Source organism: Duganella zoogloeoides (assembly GCF_034479515.1).
Lineage (GTDB): Bacteria > Pseudomonadota > Gammaproteobacteria > Burkholderiales > Burkholderiaceae_D > Rugamonas > Rugamonas zoogloeoides.
On the sequence record NZ_CP140152.1, the window covers coordinates 1,187,530 to 1,204,089 of the forward strand.

16 protein-coding genes are annotated in these 16,560 nt (G+C 64.7%); 3 read left to right on the plus strand and 13 right to left on the minus strand.

Annotation, left to right across the window (positions count from 1 at the left end; translation table 11 throughout):
• Positions 1 to 22 precede the first annotated feature (22 nt).
• The 6 genes from SR858_RS05235 to SR858_RS05260 form a co-directional block, all read right to left on the minus strand.
• A complete protein-coding gene (locus tag SR858_RS05235; RefSeq protein WP_019922787.1) occupies positions 23 to 289 on the minus strand; it encodes a BrnA antitoxin family protein in 267 nt (88 codons plus the stop codon).
• Positions 279 to 563 (minus strand): BrnT family toxin, encoded by a 285-nt coding sequence (locus tag SR858_RS05240; RefSeq protein ID WP_019922786.1) that lies wholly within the window; start codon positions 561 to 563, stop codon positions 279 to 281. The genes SR858_RS05235 and SR858_RS05240 overlap by 11 nt, the downstream gene beginning before the upstream one ends.
• Before the next feature lie 68 nt (positions 564 to 631).
• Positions 632 to 2,476, minus strand: coding sequence for a hypothetical protein (locus tag SR858_RS05245; protein ID WP_019922785.1), 1,845 nt, complete (start codon positions 2,474 to 2,476; stop codon positions 632 to 634).
• A 10-nt stretch (positions 2,477 to 2,486) separates the two neighbouring features.
• Complete coding sequence (locus tag SR858_RS05250; protein ID WP_019922784.1) at positions 2,487 to 3,437, minus strand: ABC transporter ATP-binding protein; 951 nt, start codon at positions 3,435 to 3,437, stop codon at positions 2,487 to 2,489.
• Between the two features lie 28 nt (positions 3,438 to 3,465).
• Positions 3,466 to 3,885 carry a GntR family transcriptional regulator gene (locus tag SR858_RS05255; protein ID WP_322534495.1) on the minus strand — a complete coding sequence of 140 codons (420 nt, stop codon included), beginning with the start codon at positions 3,883 to 3,885 and terminating at the stop codon, positions 3,466 to 3,468.
• A gap of 69 nt (positions 3,886 to 3,954) precedes the next feature.
• Positions 3,955 to 4,860 carry a LysR family transcriptional regulator gene (locus tag SR858_RS05260; RefSeq protein WP_019922782.1) on the minus strand — a complete coding sequence of 302 codons (906 nt, stop codon included), beginning with the start codon at positions 4,858 to 4,860 and terminating at the stop codon, positions 3,955 to 3,957.
• A gap of 86 nt (positions 4,861 to 4,946) precedes the next feature.
• Here SR858_RS05260 and SR858_RS05265 point away from each other — a divergent pair, with 86 nt between their 5' ends.
• Positions 4,947 to 5,726: an NAD(P)H-dependent oxidoreductase gene (locus tag SR858_RS05265; protein ID WP_019922781.1), complete on the plus strand. Its 780-nt coding sequence runs from the start codon at positions 4,947 to 4,949 to the stop codon at positions 5,724 to 5,726.
• A gap of 71 nt (positions 5,727 to 5,797) precedes the next feature.
• Here SR858_RS05265 and SR858_RS05270 read toward each other — a convergent pair whose 3' ends face one another.
• Genes SR858_RS05270 through SR858_RS05290 form a run of 5 tightly spaced genes read right to left on the minus strand, consistent with a single transcriptional unit; the run spans position 5,798 to position 9,574 of the window.
• Positions 5,798 to 6,109, minus strand: a complete 312-nt coding sequence (locus tag SR858_RS05270) for a hypothetical protein (protein ID WP_019922780.1) — start codon at positions 6,107 to 6,109, stop codon at positions 5,798 to 5,800.
• A gap of 3 nt (positions 6,110 to 6,112) precedes the next feature.
• Positions 6,113 to 7,549 (minus strand): cytochrome P450, encoded by a 1,437-nt coding sequence (locus SR858_RS05275; protein ID WP_019922779.1) that lies wholly within the window; start codon positions 7,547 to 7,549, stop codon positions 6,113 to 6,115.
• 25 nt (positions 7,550 to 7,574) lie between these two features.
• Positions 7,575 to 8,540, minus strand: a complete 966-nt coding sequence (locus SR858_RS05280; RefSeq protein ID WP_026637447.1) for a sensor domain-containing diguanylate cyclase — start codon at positions 8,538 to 8,540, stop codon at positions 7,575 to 7,577.
• A 10-nt stretch (positions 8,541 to 8,550) separates the two neighbouring features.
• Positions 8,551 to 9,189, minus strand: coding sequence for a chemotaxis protein CheC (locus SR858_RS05285; RefSeq protein WP_019922777.1), 639 nt, complete (start codon positions 9,187 to 9,189; stop codon positions 8,551 to 8,553).
• A 1-nt stretch (position 9,190) separates the two neighbouring features.
• Complete coding sequence (locus SR858_RS05290) at positions 9,191 to 9,574, minus strand: response regulator (protein WP_040377921.1); 384 nt, start codon at positions 9,572 to 9,574, stop codon at positions 9,191 to 9,193.
• Between the two features lie 128 nt (positions 9,575 to 9,702).
• On the opposite strand from SR858_RS05290, the gene rpiA reads away from it, so the two are divergent.
• Positions 9,703 to 10,380: a ribose-5-phosphate isomerase RpiA gene (gene rpiA / locus SR858_RS05295; RefSeq protein WP_019922775.1), complete on the plus strand. Its 678-nt coding sequence runs from the start codon at positions 9,703 to 9,705 to the stop codon at positions 10,378 to 10,380.
• Between the two features lie 141 nt (positions 10,381 to 10,521).
• Here the strand turns inward: rpiA and SR858_RS05300 are convergent, their stop codons facing one another.
• Positions 10,522 to 10,794, minus strand: coding sequence for an oxidative damage protection protein (locus tag SR858_RS05300; protein ID WP_019922774.1), 273 nt, complete (start codon positions 10,792 to 10,794; stop codon positions 10,522 to 10,524).
• Between the two features lie 36 nt (positions 10,795 to 10,830).
• A complete protein-coding gene (argA, locus tag SR858_RS05305; protein ID WP_019922773.1) occupies positions 10,831 to 12,141 on the minus strand; it encodes an amino-acid N-acetyltransferase in 1,311 nt (436 codons plus the stop codon).
• 54 nt (positions 12,142 to 12,195) lie between these two features.
• On the opposite strand from argA, the gene hrpA reads away from it, so the two are divergent.
• Positions 12,196 to 16,551 carry an ATP-dependent RNA helicase HrpA gene (hrpA, locus tag SR858_RS05310; protein ID WP_322534496.1) on the plus strand — a complete coding sequence of 1,452 codons (4,356 nt, stop codon included), beginning with the start codon at positions 12,196 to 12,198 and terminating at the stop codon, positions 16,549 to 16,551.
• Positions 16,552 to 16,560 lie beyond the last annotated feature (9 nt).

The window sequence follows — 16,560 nt, forward strand, 5'->3', positions numbered from 1 at the left end:
CTGCGGCGTCGTTTTTTTATTTTCAGGCGGTAATGGTTCTGAGCGCCGCCAGTTCTTCCTTCAGTACCTTGCGCAAGCTGGCCACGGTGAGTGGGGAGCTTTTTGGCGGCTGCATCGCCTTGCGCAACTCGGCATTGATCAGGGTTTGATAGCCGATGCCCTGCGCCTCGGCCTGCTCGCGGAAAAACGCCAGGACGTCGTCGTCGAGCATGATGGTGATGCGGCTTTTGCCACTGGCTGGCACCACTGCACCGCGTTTTCCTTCCGTAAAATCGTAATCATTGCGCATGATATGTCCTCGTCTCGCCTTTGCTGGCCTTGCGCGCGGAAATCAGCCGGATGTGCTCGCCGCGCATGGTATACACCACGATCAATAATCGCCCGTTGGCATCGGCCCCCAGCGTGACGAAGCGTTGCTCGCCAAACGCGTCGGGATCCTCGATCGTGACCGCCATGAAGTCGTGCAACGCTTCCTCCGACTGGGCAAAACTGACGCCATGCTTGGCGCGGTTGAGCTTGGCCTTGAACGGATCGAATTCGATGTCTGTAGTAGGATTATGCATATCCTATACATATACTGCAAGCGCGGCCGAAGTTTTCGATACGCCGCAAGCGCGGCGCATCGAATGTGCTAGACGGCAACAACCTGTTGCGCGGTGGCCTTGGCGGGGGCGCGGCTGGCGCTACGGTGCGGATACATGATCATCATGGCTGCCAGGCAGGGCAGGCCGAACACCAGGCAGGCCGGCAGCCAGCCCGCGCCGATCGCGTGGCCCGGTTGGCGCAGTGCGCGGCGGCGCCACAGCCAGGCGCCGGTCGCTGCCAGCAGGTTCGACAGCACTGCCGCGGTCCAGATCTGGCCCGAACGTTGCGGCATGAGCGGCGCGGCCAGGTGATCGGCGGACGCAGTGCCCGGTAAAATCCGCGCGGGCAAGGCGGTGACGGCCTCGAGCACCGGCGACATCCACCAGTCGATCTGGTCCAGCAAAGGCGGATAGTCGGGCTTGATCTCCCGGGTGGCGATGGTGTGCCGCTTGCCGTCGGCCGCGACAAACACCAGCGTCTGCCGGCCGGCGTTGGCAGCACCATGCGACCGGTCACGACCACCGGTAAACGACGCCAGTACGCCGTCGGACAAACGCGCTACATCGATCCTGGCCATGTCGCTGAGCGGACCGTCCAGCGGAACACTGTACAGCTCCTGGTACGGCGCTTGCGAACCTGCGGTGCGGTAGGCGATCAGCCGCTGGTTGCTCACAGCATAGGCCGTATCAACGGCTACCACCGGGCGCACCATAAAAATTTCGTTGGCGGGCAGCGTGGCCAGTGTCGCGAAGGTGAGCGTGCGGGTGTCGATATCGAGCATGGCGTGCGGCAGCATCATTTTTCCCGTCAACGCCGGTACGGCCGGGAAACCGGTGGTATCGCGGGGGCCGCCAGGGCCCACCGAAGCGGTGGCAACTCCAGTGCGAAGGTCGGTCAGGTCGAAGCGCATGGTGTCGTGATTGAAGCTGAACAGCTGGTTATCGTTGATCTTTCCGCGTGGCATATTTTTGTTGGACAGCTGTTGTGGCAAGGCGTAGCCTATCCAGCCCGGCATGATTTTTTGCGGTGTCACCCGCGCCAGTTCGCTGCGCCAGCGGTCGGCGCGCGCTTCGCCGCTGGCCGCACTCTGGAGGCCCCGGCGCAGCACGTCGCGGCTGTCCAGGAGGCGCAGGTCCGAGTCGCTGTCCGCTGGTGGCTGCAGCATCTGTTGCGGATGCATGCCGGCCGTCATGGCGCCCAGTTGCACGGCAAATTGCACGCCGCCCGGCGCCAGCAGATACAGGCCCAGCACCAGCGGCAGCGCGGCCAGCATGGTAGCGATGCCGGTTGCCGGCGCCTTGGCGCGGTTAGGCTGGAAGCTGGTGTAGACCACGGCCGCCATCAGCACCAGGCACGGCACGCACATGGCCAGCAGGGCAATGGCAGTCGATTCGTGCATCAGCATCACCCACGGCAGCGCCACGACCAGCACCGCGCAGCGGCTGGCGCCAAGCATGATGGCGGCGCCGGTCAGCCAGGCCATGATCACGATCATCACGACGTACGCCACCATCACGTAATGGCGCAGGTCCACGGTACGTTCGCTGAACCACTCGGTGCCCAGCACGGCCAGCAGCAGCGGCACGCCGACCGCCAGGGCTATCATGGTGGCCGAGGCCACGGTGATGGCGCCGAAGATGGCGCTGCGCGGCAGCGGCCGGTGCATCAGCCACAGCCAGCGGCCCGGTTGCCGGTAGCTGCCGATCTGGTGCAGCGCGAAGCCGAGGCCGCCCAGCGCATAGGCGCCCAGTATCACGGCCTGCACCAGCCACGCTTGCGCCAGCGGGTCGTTGACCCTGCCGAACAACACCAGCAGCATCAGGTGGGCCACGAAAAATATCAGGGCGGGGCGCCGGTAACGGCGGCATTCGCTGAAAAACAGGTCGCGCATTTGGATTTCCTCAGGCTGCTTGGATAATGGGGGTGGAGCAATCACTGCCGATATGGCCGCGCGCCAGCATGCCGTTTACCGCCCGGTCAAGGCCGATTGGCATGTGGTGTACGCTGCGCGCGCCCAGCAGCCGCAGCTGCGCTTCGAACTGGTCGCCCTGGTCGAAGACGATCAGGTGCGTGAGTCCGTCGATATGCTCGGTTTGCAGCACGCCGGCAGTGGCGCCGAGTTCGGGCGCGCGGAACGGAAATTCGGCCACCCACAGGCGCATGCGCTCGCAAAACTCGTCGGGCGCCGACGCGTGCAGCAAGCGGCCGCGTTCGAGGATGATCAACTGGTCGGCCACGCGCTCGATCTCGTCCATCTGGTGCGAGCAATAGACGACGGTGGTGCCGCCCGTGTAGCTGCTGTCCATCAGCGCGGTCAGGAACACCCGCCGCGCTACCACGTCCAGTCCCAGCGTGGGTTCGTCGAGAATCAGCAGTTCGGGCGCCTGGCCCAGCGCTAGCGCCAGGTTGACGCCGGCGCGTTCGCCGCGCGAGAGTTCGGCGATGCGCTGGTCGGGCAAGACATTGAAGTTGCGCAGCACCGCGTGATAGCGCTGCTCGTCCCACGCGCGGTACTGGCGGCGCTGCATGGCGGTCACCTCGTCCACCCGCATCCACGGCGGCAGGGTGTGCTCTTCGTTGACAAAACCGATGCGCGCGCGCAGGTCCGGCGTCAGCTGGGCGCTGTCGCAGCCAAGGATGCGGGCGCTGCCGCTGGTTGCCGCTTCAAAGCCGAGCAGCACGCGAAACAGCGACGATTTGCCGGCACCGTTGGCGCCCACCACCGCGTGAATGCCGCCGCGCGCCACTTTCAGGTCGAGGCCATCGAGTGCCCGCTTGCCCTTGAATTGCAGGGTCAAGGCTTCTGTTTCGATCAGATAGTCGCCGCTGGCGACGGGAGGGGGCAGGTTCATTCAGGTTCCTGGTTGGTGATGGTATGGTTCAGGCGGTTTTTTTTGGCGCGACCAGGGCCAGTTCGGCGGCCACGCGGTCGAGCAGCGCATCGGCCGGATAGTCGAGCGCGATCACGTCGCCGACAAAACGGACCACGGCGTCGTTCAGGCGGCGCTCGCGCTCGGGATCGGACAGGCGCTGGCGCGGCGTGGCCACGAACAGGCCCAGCCCGGCGCGGGCGTCGAGCCAGCCTTCGGTGGTCAGTTCGGTGTAGGCCTTGGCGACCGTGTTGGGGTTGATCGCCAGTTGGGTAGCCAGTCCGCGCACGCTGGGCAGCGCGGCGCCCACGGCCAGCTCACCGCTGGCGACCAGGCGCTTGACGCCATCGACAATCTGGCGGTTGATCGGACGCGGATCGCCGGTGGCGATTTGTAACATCAGGGGACTGCGGCGCGGCTGGTTCATCATGTTTTTCCACTGTACTAGTACAAGTAGTACAGTAACACCGTGTATGTGCCGGCGTCAACCACCATGACGTCAGCGAACCGGCGCCACCGCGTTCTGAATGTGCGCCCGCAGCCACTGGTGCGCAGGATCGCGGTGCGCGCGTTCGTGCCACAGCATCGCCATCTCGTAGCCAGGTACCTCGATCGGCGGGGCGACGGTTTTCAAGGCGCGGTTGCCGCATACCAGCCGCTCCGGCACCATCGCCACCAGGTCGGTGGCAGCCAGTGCCGCGATCATGAACAGGAAGTGCGGTACCGACAGCGCCACCCGGCGGGTCAGGCCCGCTTGCGCCAGCGCTTCGTCGGTGACGCCGTAGAAGCCGCCGCCGTTGTTCGAGACCAGCACATGTTCGAGCGTGCAGAATTGCCTGAGCGTGGGTTTGCGCTGCAGGCGCGGGTGGTCCACCCGGCCCGCCAGTACATAGCGCTCGGCAAACAGCGTGCGGCGGCGCAGGCCCGGCGGCGCACCGGCGCTGGTGTGGAAGGCCAGGTCGATCTCGCCCTGTTCGGCCTGGCGGGTGATCCGGTCAGGCGCCAGTTCCAGCACCGCCAGCCGGGTGCCAGGCGCCTGCTGGCGCAGGCTTGCCAGTGCGGGCAGCACGATGGTCGATTCGCCGTAGTCGGTGGCGGCCACGCGCCAGGTATTGGTGGCGCTGGCGGGATCGAAGGCGCTGGCCGGCGCCACCGCCTGTCCCAGCGCGTCGAGGGCGAGACGCAGCGGCTCGCGCAACTGCTCGCCGCGCGCAGTGGGCTTCATGCCGCGCGGGCCGGGCAGCAGCAGCGGATCGCCGAAGATGTCGCGCAGCCTGGCCAGGTGTACGCTCACCGACGGCTGCGACAGGTTCAGCCGCTGCGCCGCGCGCGTGACATTATGCTCGGCCAGCAGCACGTCCAGCGTAACGAGCAGGTTCAGGTCCAGCCGTCGAAGATTAAGCATTCTAATACCTGCTATGTTGGGAATTCATTTCCAATATACCTGAGCAAACTTTACGCTGTGTGCTTCTTATTCAAAGGAGTACCAGCATGAACATCCTGATCGTCCACGCCCACCCCGAACCGCAGTCGCTCAACGGCGCGCTCAAGGATTTTGCCGTGCGCCACCTGGAGGCGGCGGGCCACGCGGTGCAGGTGTCCGACCTGTACGCAATGCAGTGGAAGCCGTCGCTCGATGCGCACGACAGCCTCGATGGCGCAGCGGGCGAACGTTTCGACGCGTCTGTCGATTCGCGCCTGGCCTACGACAGTGGCCGGCAGAGCGCAGACATCGCGCTCGAGCAGGAAAAGCTGCGCTGGGCCGATACCGTGATCCTGCAATTTCCGCTGTGGTGGTTTTCGATGCCGGCCATTTTGAAAGGCTGGGTGGACCGCGTGTACGCCAACGGCTTTGCCTATGGCGTGGGCGAACACTCGGACCAGCGCTGGGGCAACCGCTATGGCGAGGGCAACCTGGCCGGCAAGCGCGCCATGCTGATGGTGACCACGGGCGGCTGGGAATCGCACTACAGCGCGCGCGGGATCAACGGGCCGATCGACGACCTGCTGTTCCCGATCCAGCACGGCATCCTGTTCTATCCGGGCTTCGAGGTACTGCCGCCGTTCGTGGTGTACCGCACCGGCAAGGTCGATGAGATCAAATTCGCGGAACTGTGCGCGCAACTGGCACAGCGCCTCGACACGCTGGCCAGCACTGCGCCGATTGCATTCCGGGCGCAGAACGCGGGCGACTACGCGATTCCGGCGCTGACCTTGCGCGACGAGCTGGCGCCGGGTTTGACGGGATTCGCGGCCCACCGCGCCACGTGATCAGCCGCCCGTCTTGCCGAGCGCTAGCCGCCCAACTTGCTAAGGCGCTAGCCGCCCATCTTGCTAAGGCGCTAGCCGCCCATCTTGTTATACAGTTTTCCGTCCCAACGCATGGTAATGCGGCTGCAATGGAATTCGAAGTCGTCGCCGTCCTTGACCTTGAAGGTTTCGAAATGGTTGACGGCGATGCGCACGGCGTCCTGCAAGGCGCCGCCTTCGGGGATCTGCTTGGGCAGCGGCAGGTCCTTGATGTGCAGCAGGTATTCCACGCGCTTGGGGTCGGTGTTCTGGTCCCACCAGATATCGATGGCGACCTGGTCGCCACGATGTTCGGCTTCCGCCAGGCAGCGGCCGTGTCGTCTGGTTTCGAACTTGAAGCGCATTGATTACCCTCCCGATGGCGGCGAGAGCTTGCGCAACTGCATGCGCAAGCCGACTGGTGACATGGTAAAGCCTGACAGCTCCTCCGGCTCGGCACCGTCCGCGGTCGCCACGGACGCGATATCGAAACTGCCCAGCAGCATGGCGGTGGCGATCTTGATCTCCAGCAGCGCCAGGTAGCGCCCGGGGCAGGTGCGCACGCCGGCGCCGAACGGCATCGACACCTGCTTGTTCATGGCGCCGCCGTCGAGCCAGCGGCCTGGGTCGAACTGCGCGGCGCGCGCCACGTGGTCGTCGCTCACGCTGTCGTGGCGCATCACCAGCCACACCAGGCTGCCCGCCGGCACCGCGACATCGCCCACCACGCTGTCGCGCAGCGCCTCGAGCGGAATGTACGGCGCCACCGGTTTGAGGCGCATGGCTTCCTGGGCGCAGGCGTCGATGTAGTCGAGCGCGTCCATCTGCTCGATGGTGAACGCTGCGGCAGCAGGCGCCACGCGTTGTACTTCGGCGCGGGCGGCTTCCAGCGCTGCCGGATTTTGCTGAAGCAGGTACAACATCCAGGCCAGCGTATGGCTGGTGGTGTCTTCGCCGGCCAGCAGCATGGTCGTGACGTTGCCGGCCACGGCGTCTTCGGCCAGGCCGGTGCCATCGTCTTCGGCCGCGCAGATCATCGCTTCGAGCAGGTTGGCGGGACGTGCGCGCCGGGCCGGATCGGCAGCCAGGCGGGCGCGGGCTTCGGCCACCAGGGCGTCGATGGCGGTGTTCAGGGCGGCGATGCTGGTGTCGAGTTCGCGGTCGGCCGCCAGCTTGACGTAGCGCCAGTAGGGGAACAGCGACAGCGACCGTCTCGACACGGCAGGCAGGATGCGGTCCATGTGGCGCTGTAACACATCCTCGCCGCCGTCGATGGTGTTGACCTCGGTGCCGAAGGCCAGCCCGGCGACGATATCGACGCTGTAGCGCTTGAGGTCGTCCGCCAGGTCGATGGTGGCGCCGCTGTCGGCAGCGCTGGCCCAGCGCCGTTGCAGCCGCAGCGCCACGGCCACCAGCGATGGGAAATAGGCCTTGACCGCGTGCGGCGCCAGCGCTGCCATCACCATGCGCCGCTGCTCGCGCCACGCCGCGCCTTCTTCGAGGAACACGCCGGGGCGGCCCTTCATTTCCTTGGCGATGTGCTCCGTGACGGCGGGGCGGCGGTAGCCGTCGGGGCGGTCGCGCAGCGCGGCCGACACCAGTTTATGATCGGACACCACCAGCGCCTCGGTAGGACCGAGCGACATGCGAAACAGCGGCCCGAATTCGCGGCACCAGGCTTCGACATCCTGGTGGAAGCGCAGCGGCCGCATTTGCAGCAGGTTGCCCACCAGCGGCCACGGGCGCGGACCGGGCAGGTCGGCAATGCGCCGTAGCGGCGTAGCAAGCGTGGCGGTGTCGGGCAAGTGATGTCTCCTGGTTGTGGGGGGGCTAGCCGGGCGTTTGTGCTTCCACCCGGTTGCGGCCGTTCTTCTTGGCGCGGTACAGCGCGCGGTCGGCGGCGCCGATCAGGGTGTCGATGTTGACTGCCGATGCCACGCTGCGGGTGGCCACGCCGATGCTGACCGTCACCACGCCACTGTTGCCGCCATGCGCATGGACAATCGCCAGCGCTTCGGCGCGGGCGCGGATCGTCTCGGCCATCTGCGTGGCCTGGGCGGTGTCGGTGTCGGGCAGGATCATGGCGAATTCCTCGCCGCCGTAGCGCGCCATCAGGTCGGCAGAGCGCTTGAGCATGCCGGACAGCGCGGCCGCCACCTGGATCAGGCACTGGTCGCCTTTCTGGTGGCCGTAGTGGTCGTTATAGGCCTTGAAGTGGTCGATGTCGATCATCAAGAGCGACAGCGGCGTGCCGTGGCGGCGGGCGCGCCGGTGTTCGCGTTCGATCGCCACGTCGAAGTGGCGGCGGTTGGCGATGCCGGTCAGGCCGTCGGCAAAGGTTTGCGAACGCAGCACCAGGGTTTGTTCGCGCAGCAGCTTTTCGCGGCCCACGGCGATGCTGACATCGGTGATCTGGATCAGGCAGTGGCGCCCGCCGTCGGCCACATCGACCGCCGTCACCGCCACCGCCTGTTGCAGGCGCTCGTCCAGGCGGGCCGCTGCGGCATTGGCGTACAACGGGAACGGCGCCTTGTTGAGCGACTGCGACAGCAGCGACGGAAAATGGTGGCGCAGTGCCTGGTCGATGGCCGCGTCCACCCGGCTGCCGCGCAGGGCCGGGAACAGCGCCAGGAAATCGGCGCCCAGCGCCTGCTGCTGCGGGATTTGCGCGTGGTCGCTCATCCAGTCGTTCCACAGCACCACGCGGCGGTCGTGATCGAGCACCACCGCGCCCAGGGTCACCGCGTTGAGCACGCTGTGCAGCAAATCGAGCGAGGGGTCCCGTACCGTTGTCAAGCCAGCCACCTCAGGCTTGCCCCATCGCGCGGGCGATGTAGCGGTTGATTTGTTCTTTGAGGTCGTGCAGCGCCGAGATGTCGAGCACGAAGGCGACATAGCCGAGGATCTGGTGCTTGTCGAGCGCGAAGTCGATGTGCAGCATCAGCACCACGCTGTCGGGTTCGCTGCCGGACACGCCGAGAATCTCGTCGCTGGTGCCAACGTGGTATTCCGGCAACGATCCGCGCAGTTCCTGTTCAAAGACATTGGCCAGGGTGCCGATGCAGGCATTGAGGATGATGTTGCCGATTTCGCACATGGCTTCCTGCTCCATGTCGGTCAGCTCCTGCAGGGGCACGGTTTCGCCGACCATCAGGCGCACCAGTTCCAGGCTTTTGTCTTCGGGGAACATGAGGATGGCATCGGTATCGAACGCGCCCTCGTAGTGCTGGCTGACGCCGCAAATGCGGTCCGGCGCCTCGGCCTCGGCCGCCAGCCGGCTGCCCAGCAGCCGCGCCGCGTCGGTACGGCTGATGAAGCTGATCGACGGCACGGACATACGCACCTCTTCGCTGACCAGTGCGCTCATCGACGCGGCAGCCTGGCCCACGCCGATATTGAAAATCTCGATCAGGGCGTCGTTTTCCAGCTCGGACAATTCCACCATGTCAGCCTCCCGCCAGCGCCAGTAACTGGGCGATGCGCGCCTCGGTGATCGGCTTTTCCATGAACCCCAGCCCCAGCGCCTCGGCCCGCTCGCGCGTGGCGGACTGCACGTTGGCGGTCAGCAGGGAGATTGGCAGGGCAGGCGCCAGCCGCCGCAATTGCTCGGCGGCGGCGATGCCGCCCATGCCGGGCATATTGACATCCATCAGCACCAGGTCGGGCAGGGCGGCGCGCGCCTTGTCCAGCGACTCTTCGCCGGTACCGGCTTCCACCACGTTCCAGCCGGGTTGCAGATGCAAAATATATTGGCGCGCCATCATCCGTGAGACGCGGCTGTCATCGACAATCAACACGGTTTTTGTTCGCTCGGGTGTAACGTCAGTCATGTCACCTCCTGGCTGTATGTATGGGGCATTCTCGCATAATAGGGTTTTGCTTGGCAGCTATCCGTTAAAATAGCGCCACTGATTCCTCCCGCTTTCCTTTAATTGCTAAAAATCAATTGTTAAAAATCATGACCCAAGACGAACTGAAACAAGCCGTAGCGCGCGCCGCCATCGAATACGTGGTGGACAACGAAATCATCGGCGTCGGCACCGGTTCCACCGCCAATTTCTTCATCGACGAACTGGCCAAGATCAAGGACCGCATCAAGGGCACCGTGGCGTCGTCCGAAGCGACTGCCGCCCGCCTGCGCGGCCACGGCATCGCCGTCTACGACCTCAACGACGTGCCGGCGATTGCCGTGTACATCGACGGCGCCGACGAGATCGACGCTTCGGGCGCCATGATCAAGGGCGGCGGCGCGGCGCTGACGCGTGAAAAGATCGTCGCATCGGTATCGAAGCAGTTCGTCTGCATCGCCGACGGCTCCAAGCTGGTGGACGTGATGGGCAAGTTCCCGCTGCCGGTGGAAGTGGTGCCGATGGCGCGCGAAGCAGTGGCGCGCGCCTTGAGCGCGCTGGGCGGCGTGCCGAAGCTGCGGTTGAAACCGGGCACGGATGAAGCGTTCGTGACCGACAATGGCGGCCAGTTGCTCGATGTATCGGGATTGTCGATTACGGATCCGGTGGCGCTGGAAGCGCAGATCAACCAGATCGTGGGCGTGATCGCGGTGGGGCTGTTTGCCGCACGCGGCGCCAATGTGTGCCTGCTGGGGATGGCCGAGGGCGTGAAAACCCTGAAGTTCTAAATACTACTACCGGTGCATCTGTCATCCCCGCGCAGGCGGGGATCCATAGAACGTGTGCTTCGTTGAAACGCAAAATGTTCTACGAATCTTCGGTTCCATGGATCCCCGCGTACGCGAGGATGACGAATCAGAACTAACGATTTACTCGGTCGGTGGCACGTAGCCCATCGCCGCATCGGCGCCGTCGCCGAAGAAATGCTTTTCCATCTGCTGCGCCAGGTATTTACGGGCGCGCAGGTCGGCCAGGTTCAGGCGGTTTTCGTTGACCAGCATGGTCTGGTGCTTCATCCACGCGGCCCACGCTTCTTTCGAAACCGACTCGTAGATCTTCTTGCCCATTTCGCCAGGAACTGGTGGGAAATCCATGCCCTCGGCTTCTTTGTTGAGTTTAATGCAATGTACGGTGCGGGCCATCTGTCTTGCTCCTAAAGCTGTAACGTAAAGACGTCATTATAAAGATTTAATCAATACCTGGGATTTGCGCTGCCAGTTATACATATGCTGGCGATCCTTCGGTAGCGCATCGACCGTGGCCGGCACGAAGCCGCGCTTCTGGAACCAGTGCGAGGTGCGGGTGGTGAGCACGAACAGCTTGGTCACGCCCAGCGCCCGTGCGCGGTTTTCCATGTGTTTCAAAATGCGTTCGCCGTCGCCCTGGGCCTGCACTTCCGGGTTCACCGTCAAACATGCCATTTCGGCCATCTTGTGTTCGGGGAACGGGTACAGCGCCGCGCAGCCGAAGATCACGCCATCGTGCTCGATCACCGAGAAATAATCGATTTCGCGCTCGATCAGCTCGCGGCCGCGCTTGACCAGGGTGCCGTCCGCTTCCAGCGGTTCGATCAGCTTGATGATGCCGCCCACGTCTTCGATCGTCGCCTTGCGCAGCGATTCGAGGTTTTCGTGCGAGATCATGGTGCCCACGCCATCGTGGGTAAACAGTTCGAGCAGGGCCGAGCCGTCCATGGCGAACGGCACGATGTGCGAGCGTTCCACGCCGTTGTCGCACGCCTTGATGCAGTGGCGCAGGTAGAACGCGGTGGCGTCGTCGAGGAAGCCGGCGCCCAGCACCGCTTCGGCCATGTGCGACGACAGTTCGCGGATTTCGGTGCCGCCGGCGTCGGTCATCATCGGCGTCTCGGTGATGAACACCAGTTTGTCGGCATGCAGGGCAATCGCCGCGCTGCACGCCACGTCTTCCATGGTCAGGTTGAACGCCTCGCCGGTGGGCGAGAAGCCCAGCGGCGAGAGCAGCACCAGGCCGTCGGACCCGAGAATCGAGTGGATGGTTTCGGCATCGACCTTGCGCGTGACGCCCGTCAGTTCCAGGTCCACGCCGTCGATCACGCCCAGCGGGCGGGCCGTGATGAAGTTGCCGGAAATGATACGGATGGCCGCATTCGACATCGGCGTATTGGGCAAACCCTGGCTGAACGCGGCCTCGATATCGAGGCGCAGCTCGCCGGCGGCTTCCTTGGCGCACTCCATGGCGGCCGTGTCGGTGATGCGCACGCCGTTGTGGAAGCGCCCTTCGACGTTGCGCAGCGCCAACTGCTCGGCCACCTGCGGGCGCGAGCCGTAGACCACGGTCACATTGATGTCGAGCGCGTGCAGCAGCGACAGATCGTGGGCCAGCACCTGCAAGGCGCCGGCGGAAACGAGTTCACCGGGAAAGGCCACCACGAAGGTCTTGCCGCGGAAGGCGTGGATGTAGGGCGCGACTGAACGCAGCCATTGGACGAATTGGGTAGGGTTTTCCATTACCGGCATTATAATTCGGTGCGCGAATTCCGCACCCTATACTTGTAAAAAACAATGTCAGAAGCCAGCAACAAGCCTAAAAGCCCCCCCAACACACTCCGTGGCCCGCAAGACCGCCGCCCGCAAGCCCCTGCCAGCCCGTTTGCCGAGGCGTTAAAAGGCGTGGTCACTGTCAGGACGGAGCCGGTGCCGGGCAAGGTCCCGAACCCGGGTGGGGCGCCGCGCGGCAAGGGCGCGCCGCAACAGCGCCCGGCTGCTGGCATCGAAAGTCCGGGTGCCCGCACGTCCCAGCGGCGTCCCGCGGCTGGCAATGACGGTCGTGGCCGCGGTGCGCCTGGCGGTAGTCCGTCCGCCAGGGCGGAGGGCGACGGCAAGAATGCGTCGCGCGCGCGCCTGACGCCGGAAGAGCAGGCGGCGCGCGAAGCCGCACGCGAGGCGCGTGAGGCCGAGCGCAATTTCCGTACGCCGCTGCCGCCGATCACCTTCCCCGAAGATTTGCCCGTCTCGGGCCGCCGCCACGAGATCGCCGCCGCCTTGCAGGCGAACCAGGTGATTATCGTTTCCGGCGAGACCGGTTCCGGCAAAACCACCCAGCTGCCGAAAATCTGCCTGGAACTGGGTCGTGGCCAAAAGGGGCTGATCGGCCATACCCAGCCGCGCCGGATCGCCGCGTCGTCCACCGCCAAGCGCATTGCCGCCGAACTCAATTCGCCGCTGGGCCAGCACGTGGGTTTCAAGGTGCGTTTTGCCGACACCCTGCAAAAGGGCGCGTCGGTCAAGCTGATGACCGACGGTATCCTGCTGGCCGAGACCCAGACCGATCCGTTATTAAAAGCCTACGACACCATCATCATCGACGAGGCGCACGAACGCAGCCTCAATATCGACTTCCTGCTCGGCTACCTCAAGCAGCTGCTGCCGCGCCGCCCCGATTTGAAGATCATCATCACGTCGGCCACCATCGACGCCGACCGCTTTTCGCGCCACTTCGGCACGCCGGAAAAACCGGCGCCGGTGATCGAGGTATCGGGCCGCCTGTACGCGGTGGAAGTGCGCTACCGGCCGATCGACAGCGATGTGCCGAATAAAGCTAACCCCGGCGGCAATGCCGCAGCGATCGCCAATGCCGAAGGCAAAGGACACCGCACGGCCGCCGCGCGCGAGAAGCGCGACCTGATGGATGCGGTGGTCGATGCAGTCGATGAACTGGCGCGCCTCGGTTCCGGCGACGTCCTGGTCTTTTTGCCCGGCGAACGCGAAATCCGCGACACCGCCGAAGCACTGCGCAAACATCATCCGCCGCACGTGGAAATCCTGCCGCTGTTCGCGCGCCTGTCGGCCGAGGAGCAGGAGCGCGTGTTCAAGGTGAGTAATGCCCGCCGCATCGTGCTGGCCACCAACGTGGCCGAGACGTCGCTGACCGTGCCCGGCATCCGCTACGTGGTCGATGCCGGCCTGGCCCGCGTCAAACGCTATAGCTACCGCAACAAGGTCGAGCAGTTGCAGATCGAACCGATCGCGCAGTCGGCCGCCAACCAGCGCGCCGGCCGTTGCGGCCGCGTGGCCGATGGCGTGTGTATCCGCCTGTACGACGAGCAGGATTATCTGTTGCGGCCCAAGTTCACCGAGCCGGAAATCCTGCGCTCGTCGCTGGCGTCCGTCATCCTGCGCATGAAGTCGCTGCACCTGACCGACGTGGAAAGCTTCCCGTTCATCGAGCCACCGCTGGCGCGCGCGATTGCCGACGGCTACCAGCTACTGCAAGAGCTGGGCGCCGTCGACGAATACAACCAGCTCACGGCGCTCGGCCAGAAGCTGGCCAAGCTGCCGCTCGACCCGCGCGTGGGCCGCATGATCCTGGCCGCCCTCGACAACGTGTGCCTGAGCGAAGTGCTGATCATTGCCTCAGCCCTGTCGGTGCAAGATCCGCGCGACCGCCCGATGGAACACCAGCAGGCGGCCGACGAGGCCCATAAAAAGTTCGCCGATGAAAAATCTGAGTTCCTCAGCTACCTGAAAATCTGGCGCTGGTTCGAAAACGCCATCGAGCACAAGAAAACCAACCGCCAGTTGATGGACAACTGCCGCACCAATTTTCTCTCGCAGCTGCGCCTGCGCGAGTGGCGCGACGTCCATTCGCAACTGGTCACGCTGGTCAAGGAGCAGGGCTGGCGCGTCAACGAGTTGCCAGCCACCTACGAGAACCTGCACCTGGCCCTGCTGACCGGTTTGCTCGGCAATATCGGCTTCAAGAGCGAAGACGAGCCGGGCGCCGGGTATCTCGGTGCGCGCGGCATCAAGTTCCACATCTGGCCGGGGTCGTCGCTGCTGAAAAAACCGGGCAAGTGGATCATGGCGGCCGAACTGGTCGATACCACGCGCCTGTATGCGCGCTGCGTGGCCCGCATCGAGCCGGAGTGGCTGGAAAAAGTGGGCGGCCACCTGTTGAAAAAATCGTGGGGCGAGCCGCGCTGGGAAAAACGCTCGGCGCAGGTCACCGCGTCTGAACGCGCCACGCTGTACGGGCTGGTTGTGTACAGCCAGCGCCGCATCAACTACGGCGCCTTCAACCCGGCCGAGGCGCGCGAAATCTTCATCCGCGACGCGCTGGTCGGTGGCGATTACGACACGCGTGCGCCGTTCTTCGCCCACAACCACAAGCTCATCAAGGACATCGAAAACCTCGAACACAAGTCGCGCCGCCTGGACGTGCTGGTCGACGATGAACTGATCGCGGCGTTCTACGACAAGCTCATTCCCGCCGACGTGGTCAACGGCGCCGGTTTTGAGAAGTGGCACAAGGACGCCACCGCCGCCGAGCCACGGCTGCTGTACCTCAATCGCGACGAACTGATGCGCCACGAAGCGGCCGGCGTCACCACCGAGCTGTTCCCGAAGATCATGTCGGTCACTGGCCTCGAACTGGGCCTGACGTACCACTTCGAACCGGGCAGCGTGCGTGACGGCGTGACCCTGGCCGTGCCGCTGTATGCACTGAACCAGTTGCCGCGCGAGCGCTGCGAGTGGCTGGTGCCGGGCATGCTCAAGGAAAAAGTGCACCTGCTGTTGAAATCCTTGCCGCAAAAGCTGCGCCGCCACTGCGTGCCGCTGCCCGACTACGCCGCCAAGTTCTGCGAGCGCGTCAACGAAGCGGGCGTGTTCGGCCGCGGCGACCTGGTGGACGCCATCATTGCCGACATCCGCAAGCAATTGACGATTGCCGTGCTGACCACCGACTTCAAGCCGGAGACCTTGCCCGCCCACCACTTCATGAACTTCAAGGTGATCGACGAGCATGGCCGCCAACTGGACATGGGCCGCAACCTGGCCACCTTGCAAGCCGAGTTCGGCATGCAGGCGCGCGAGAGTTTCCAGAAGATGGCGGAAACGTCGGGCACCACGGTAACATCCGCCGCCCTGTCGGCTGCCCAGCCGGGTGGCGGCGCCAAGCCAGCCGCCGGCGGCAAGGCAGGTGCTGCGGCGCCCGTCACTGCGACGGGCGGCAAGGGGGGCAGCGGTGCGGCGCCACACGGTGGCGTGGACGCCGCCGAGCCGTCCAACCTGACCAACCTCAGCAACTGGACCTTCGGCGAACTGCCCGAGCTGCTCGAAATCCCGCAAGGCAAACTGACGCTGATCGGCTTCCCCGCGCTGGTGGACAAGCGCACCCACTGCGACCTCGAAGTCTTCGACGACCCGACCGTGGCAGCGCGCACCCACCGCCAGGGCCTGCGCCGCCTGTTCGCGCTGCAGATGAAAGATCAAATCAAGTTCATCGAGAAAAGCATCCCGAACCTGCAGCAAATGGGCATGCAATACATGGCGATGGGCACGCAGGAAGAACTGCGCGACGAGATCATCAACAAGGCGCTCGACATCGCCTGCCTGCAAGACCCGTTGCCGACCGACGCTGCCAGTTTCACCAAACGCAAGGACGAGGGCAAGTCGCGCCTGGTGCTCTTGGTCAACGAAGTGGCGCGCCTGCTGTCGCAAGTGCTGACCGAGTTCCACGGCCTGCCCAAGCGCCTGCAAGGCTTGCCGCAGGCAGCGGCCACCGATATGCAGGGCCAGTTGCAGGGCCTGGTGCACAAGCGCTTCCTGTCCGACAACGACTACAGCCAGCTGTCACACTTCCCGCGCTACCTGAAGGCGATGAACGTGCGCATCGAAAAGCTGCGCGCCGACCCCGCCCGCGACGCCAAGCTGATGGCCGACTGGCAACTGGCCGCCACGCCATACCAGCGTCTGCACCGCGACAAGAGCGCCGGCAAGAACACCGACCCGAAACTGGTCGAGTTCCGCTGGATGCTGGAAGAACTGCGCGTCTCGCTATTCGCCCAGGAACTGCGCACCCCGATGCCGGTGTCGGTGAAGCGCCTGCAAAAAGTGTGGGAATCGATGCTACGCTAACCAAACCAA

Bases quoted from the DNA above. Each gene is read 5' to 3' on its own strand.
- SR858_RS05235 (WP_019922787.1), bottom strand. From the start codon at position 289: ATGCGCAATGATTACGATTTTACGGAAGGAAAACGCGGTGCAGTGGTG.
- SR858_RS05240 (WP_019922786.1), bottom strand. From the start codon at position 563: ATGCATAATCCTACTACAGACATCGAATTCGATCCGTTCAAGGCCAAG.
- SR858_RS05245 (WP_019922785.1), bottom strand. From the start codon at position 2,476: ATGCGCGACCTGTTTTTCAGCGAATGCCGCCGTTACCGGCGCCCCGCC.
- SR858_RS05250 (WP_019922784.1), bottom strand. From the start codon at position 3,437: ATGAACCTGCCCCCTCCCGTCGCCAGCGGCGACTATCTGATCGAAACA.
- SR858_RS05255 (WP_322534495.1), bottom strand. From the start codon at position 3,885: ATGATGAACCAGCCGCGCCGCAGTCCCCTGATGTTACAAATCGCCACC.
- SR858_RS05260 (WP_019922782.1), bottom strand. From the start codon at position 4,860: ATGCTTAATCTTCGACGGCTGGACCTGAACCTGCTCGTTACGCTGGAC.
- SR858_RS05265 (WP_019922781.1), top strand. From the start codon at position 4,947: ATGAACATCCTGATCGTCCACGCCCACCCCGAACCGCAGTCGCTCAAC.
- SR858_RS05270 (WP_019922780.1), bottom strand. From the start codon at position 6,109: ATGCGCTTCAAGTTCGAAACCAGACGACACGGCCGCTGCCTGGCGGAA.
- SR858_RS05285 (WP_019922777.1), bottom strand. From the start codon at position 9,189: ATGGTGGAATTGTCCGAGCTGGAAAACGACGCCCTGATCGAGATTTTC.
- SR858_RS05290 (WP_040377921.1), bottom strand. From the start codon at position 9,574: ATGACTGACGTTACACCCGAGCGAACAAAAACCGTGTTGATTGTCGAT.
- rpiA (WP_019922775.1), top strand. From the start codon at position 9,703: ATGACCCAAGACGAACTGAAACAAGCCGTAGCGCGCGCCGCCATCGAA.
- SR858_RS05300 (WP_019922774.1), bottom strand. From the start codon at position 10,794: ATGGCCCGCACCGTACATTGCATTAAACTCAACAAAGAAGCCGAGGGC.
- argA (WP_019922773.1), bottom strand. From the start codon at position 12,141: ATGGAAAACCCTACCCAATTCGTCCAATGGCTGCGTTCAGTCGCGCCC.
- hrpA (WP_322534496.1), top strand. From the start codon at position 12,196: ATGTCAGAAGCCAGCAACAAGCCTAAAAGCCCCCCCAACACACTCCGT.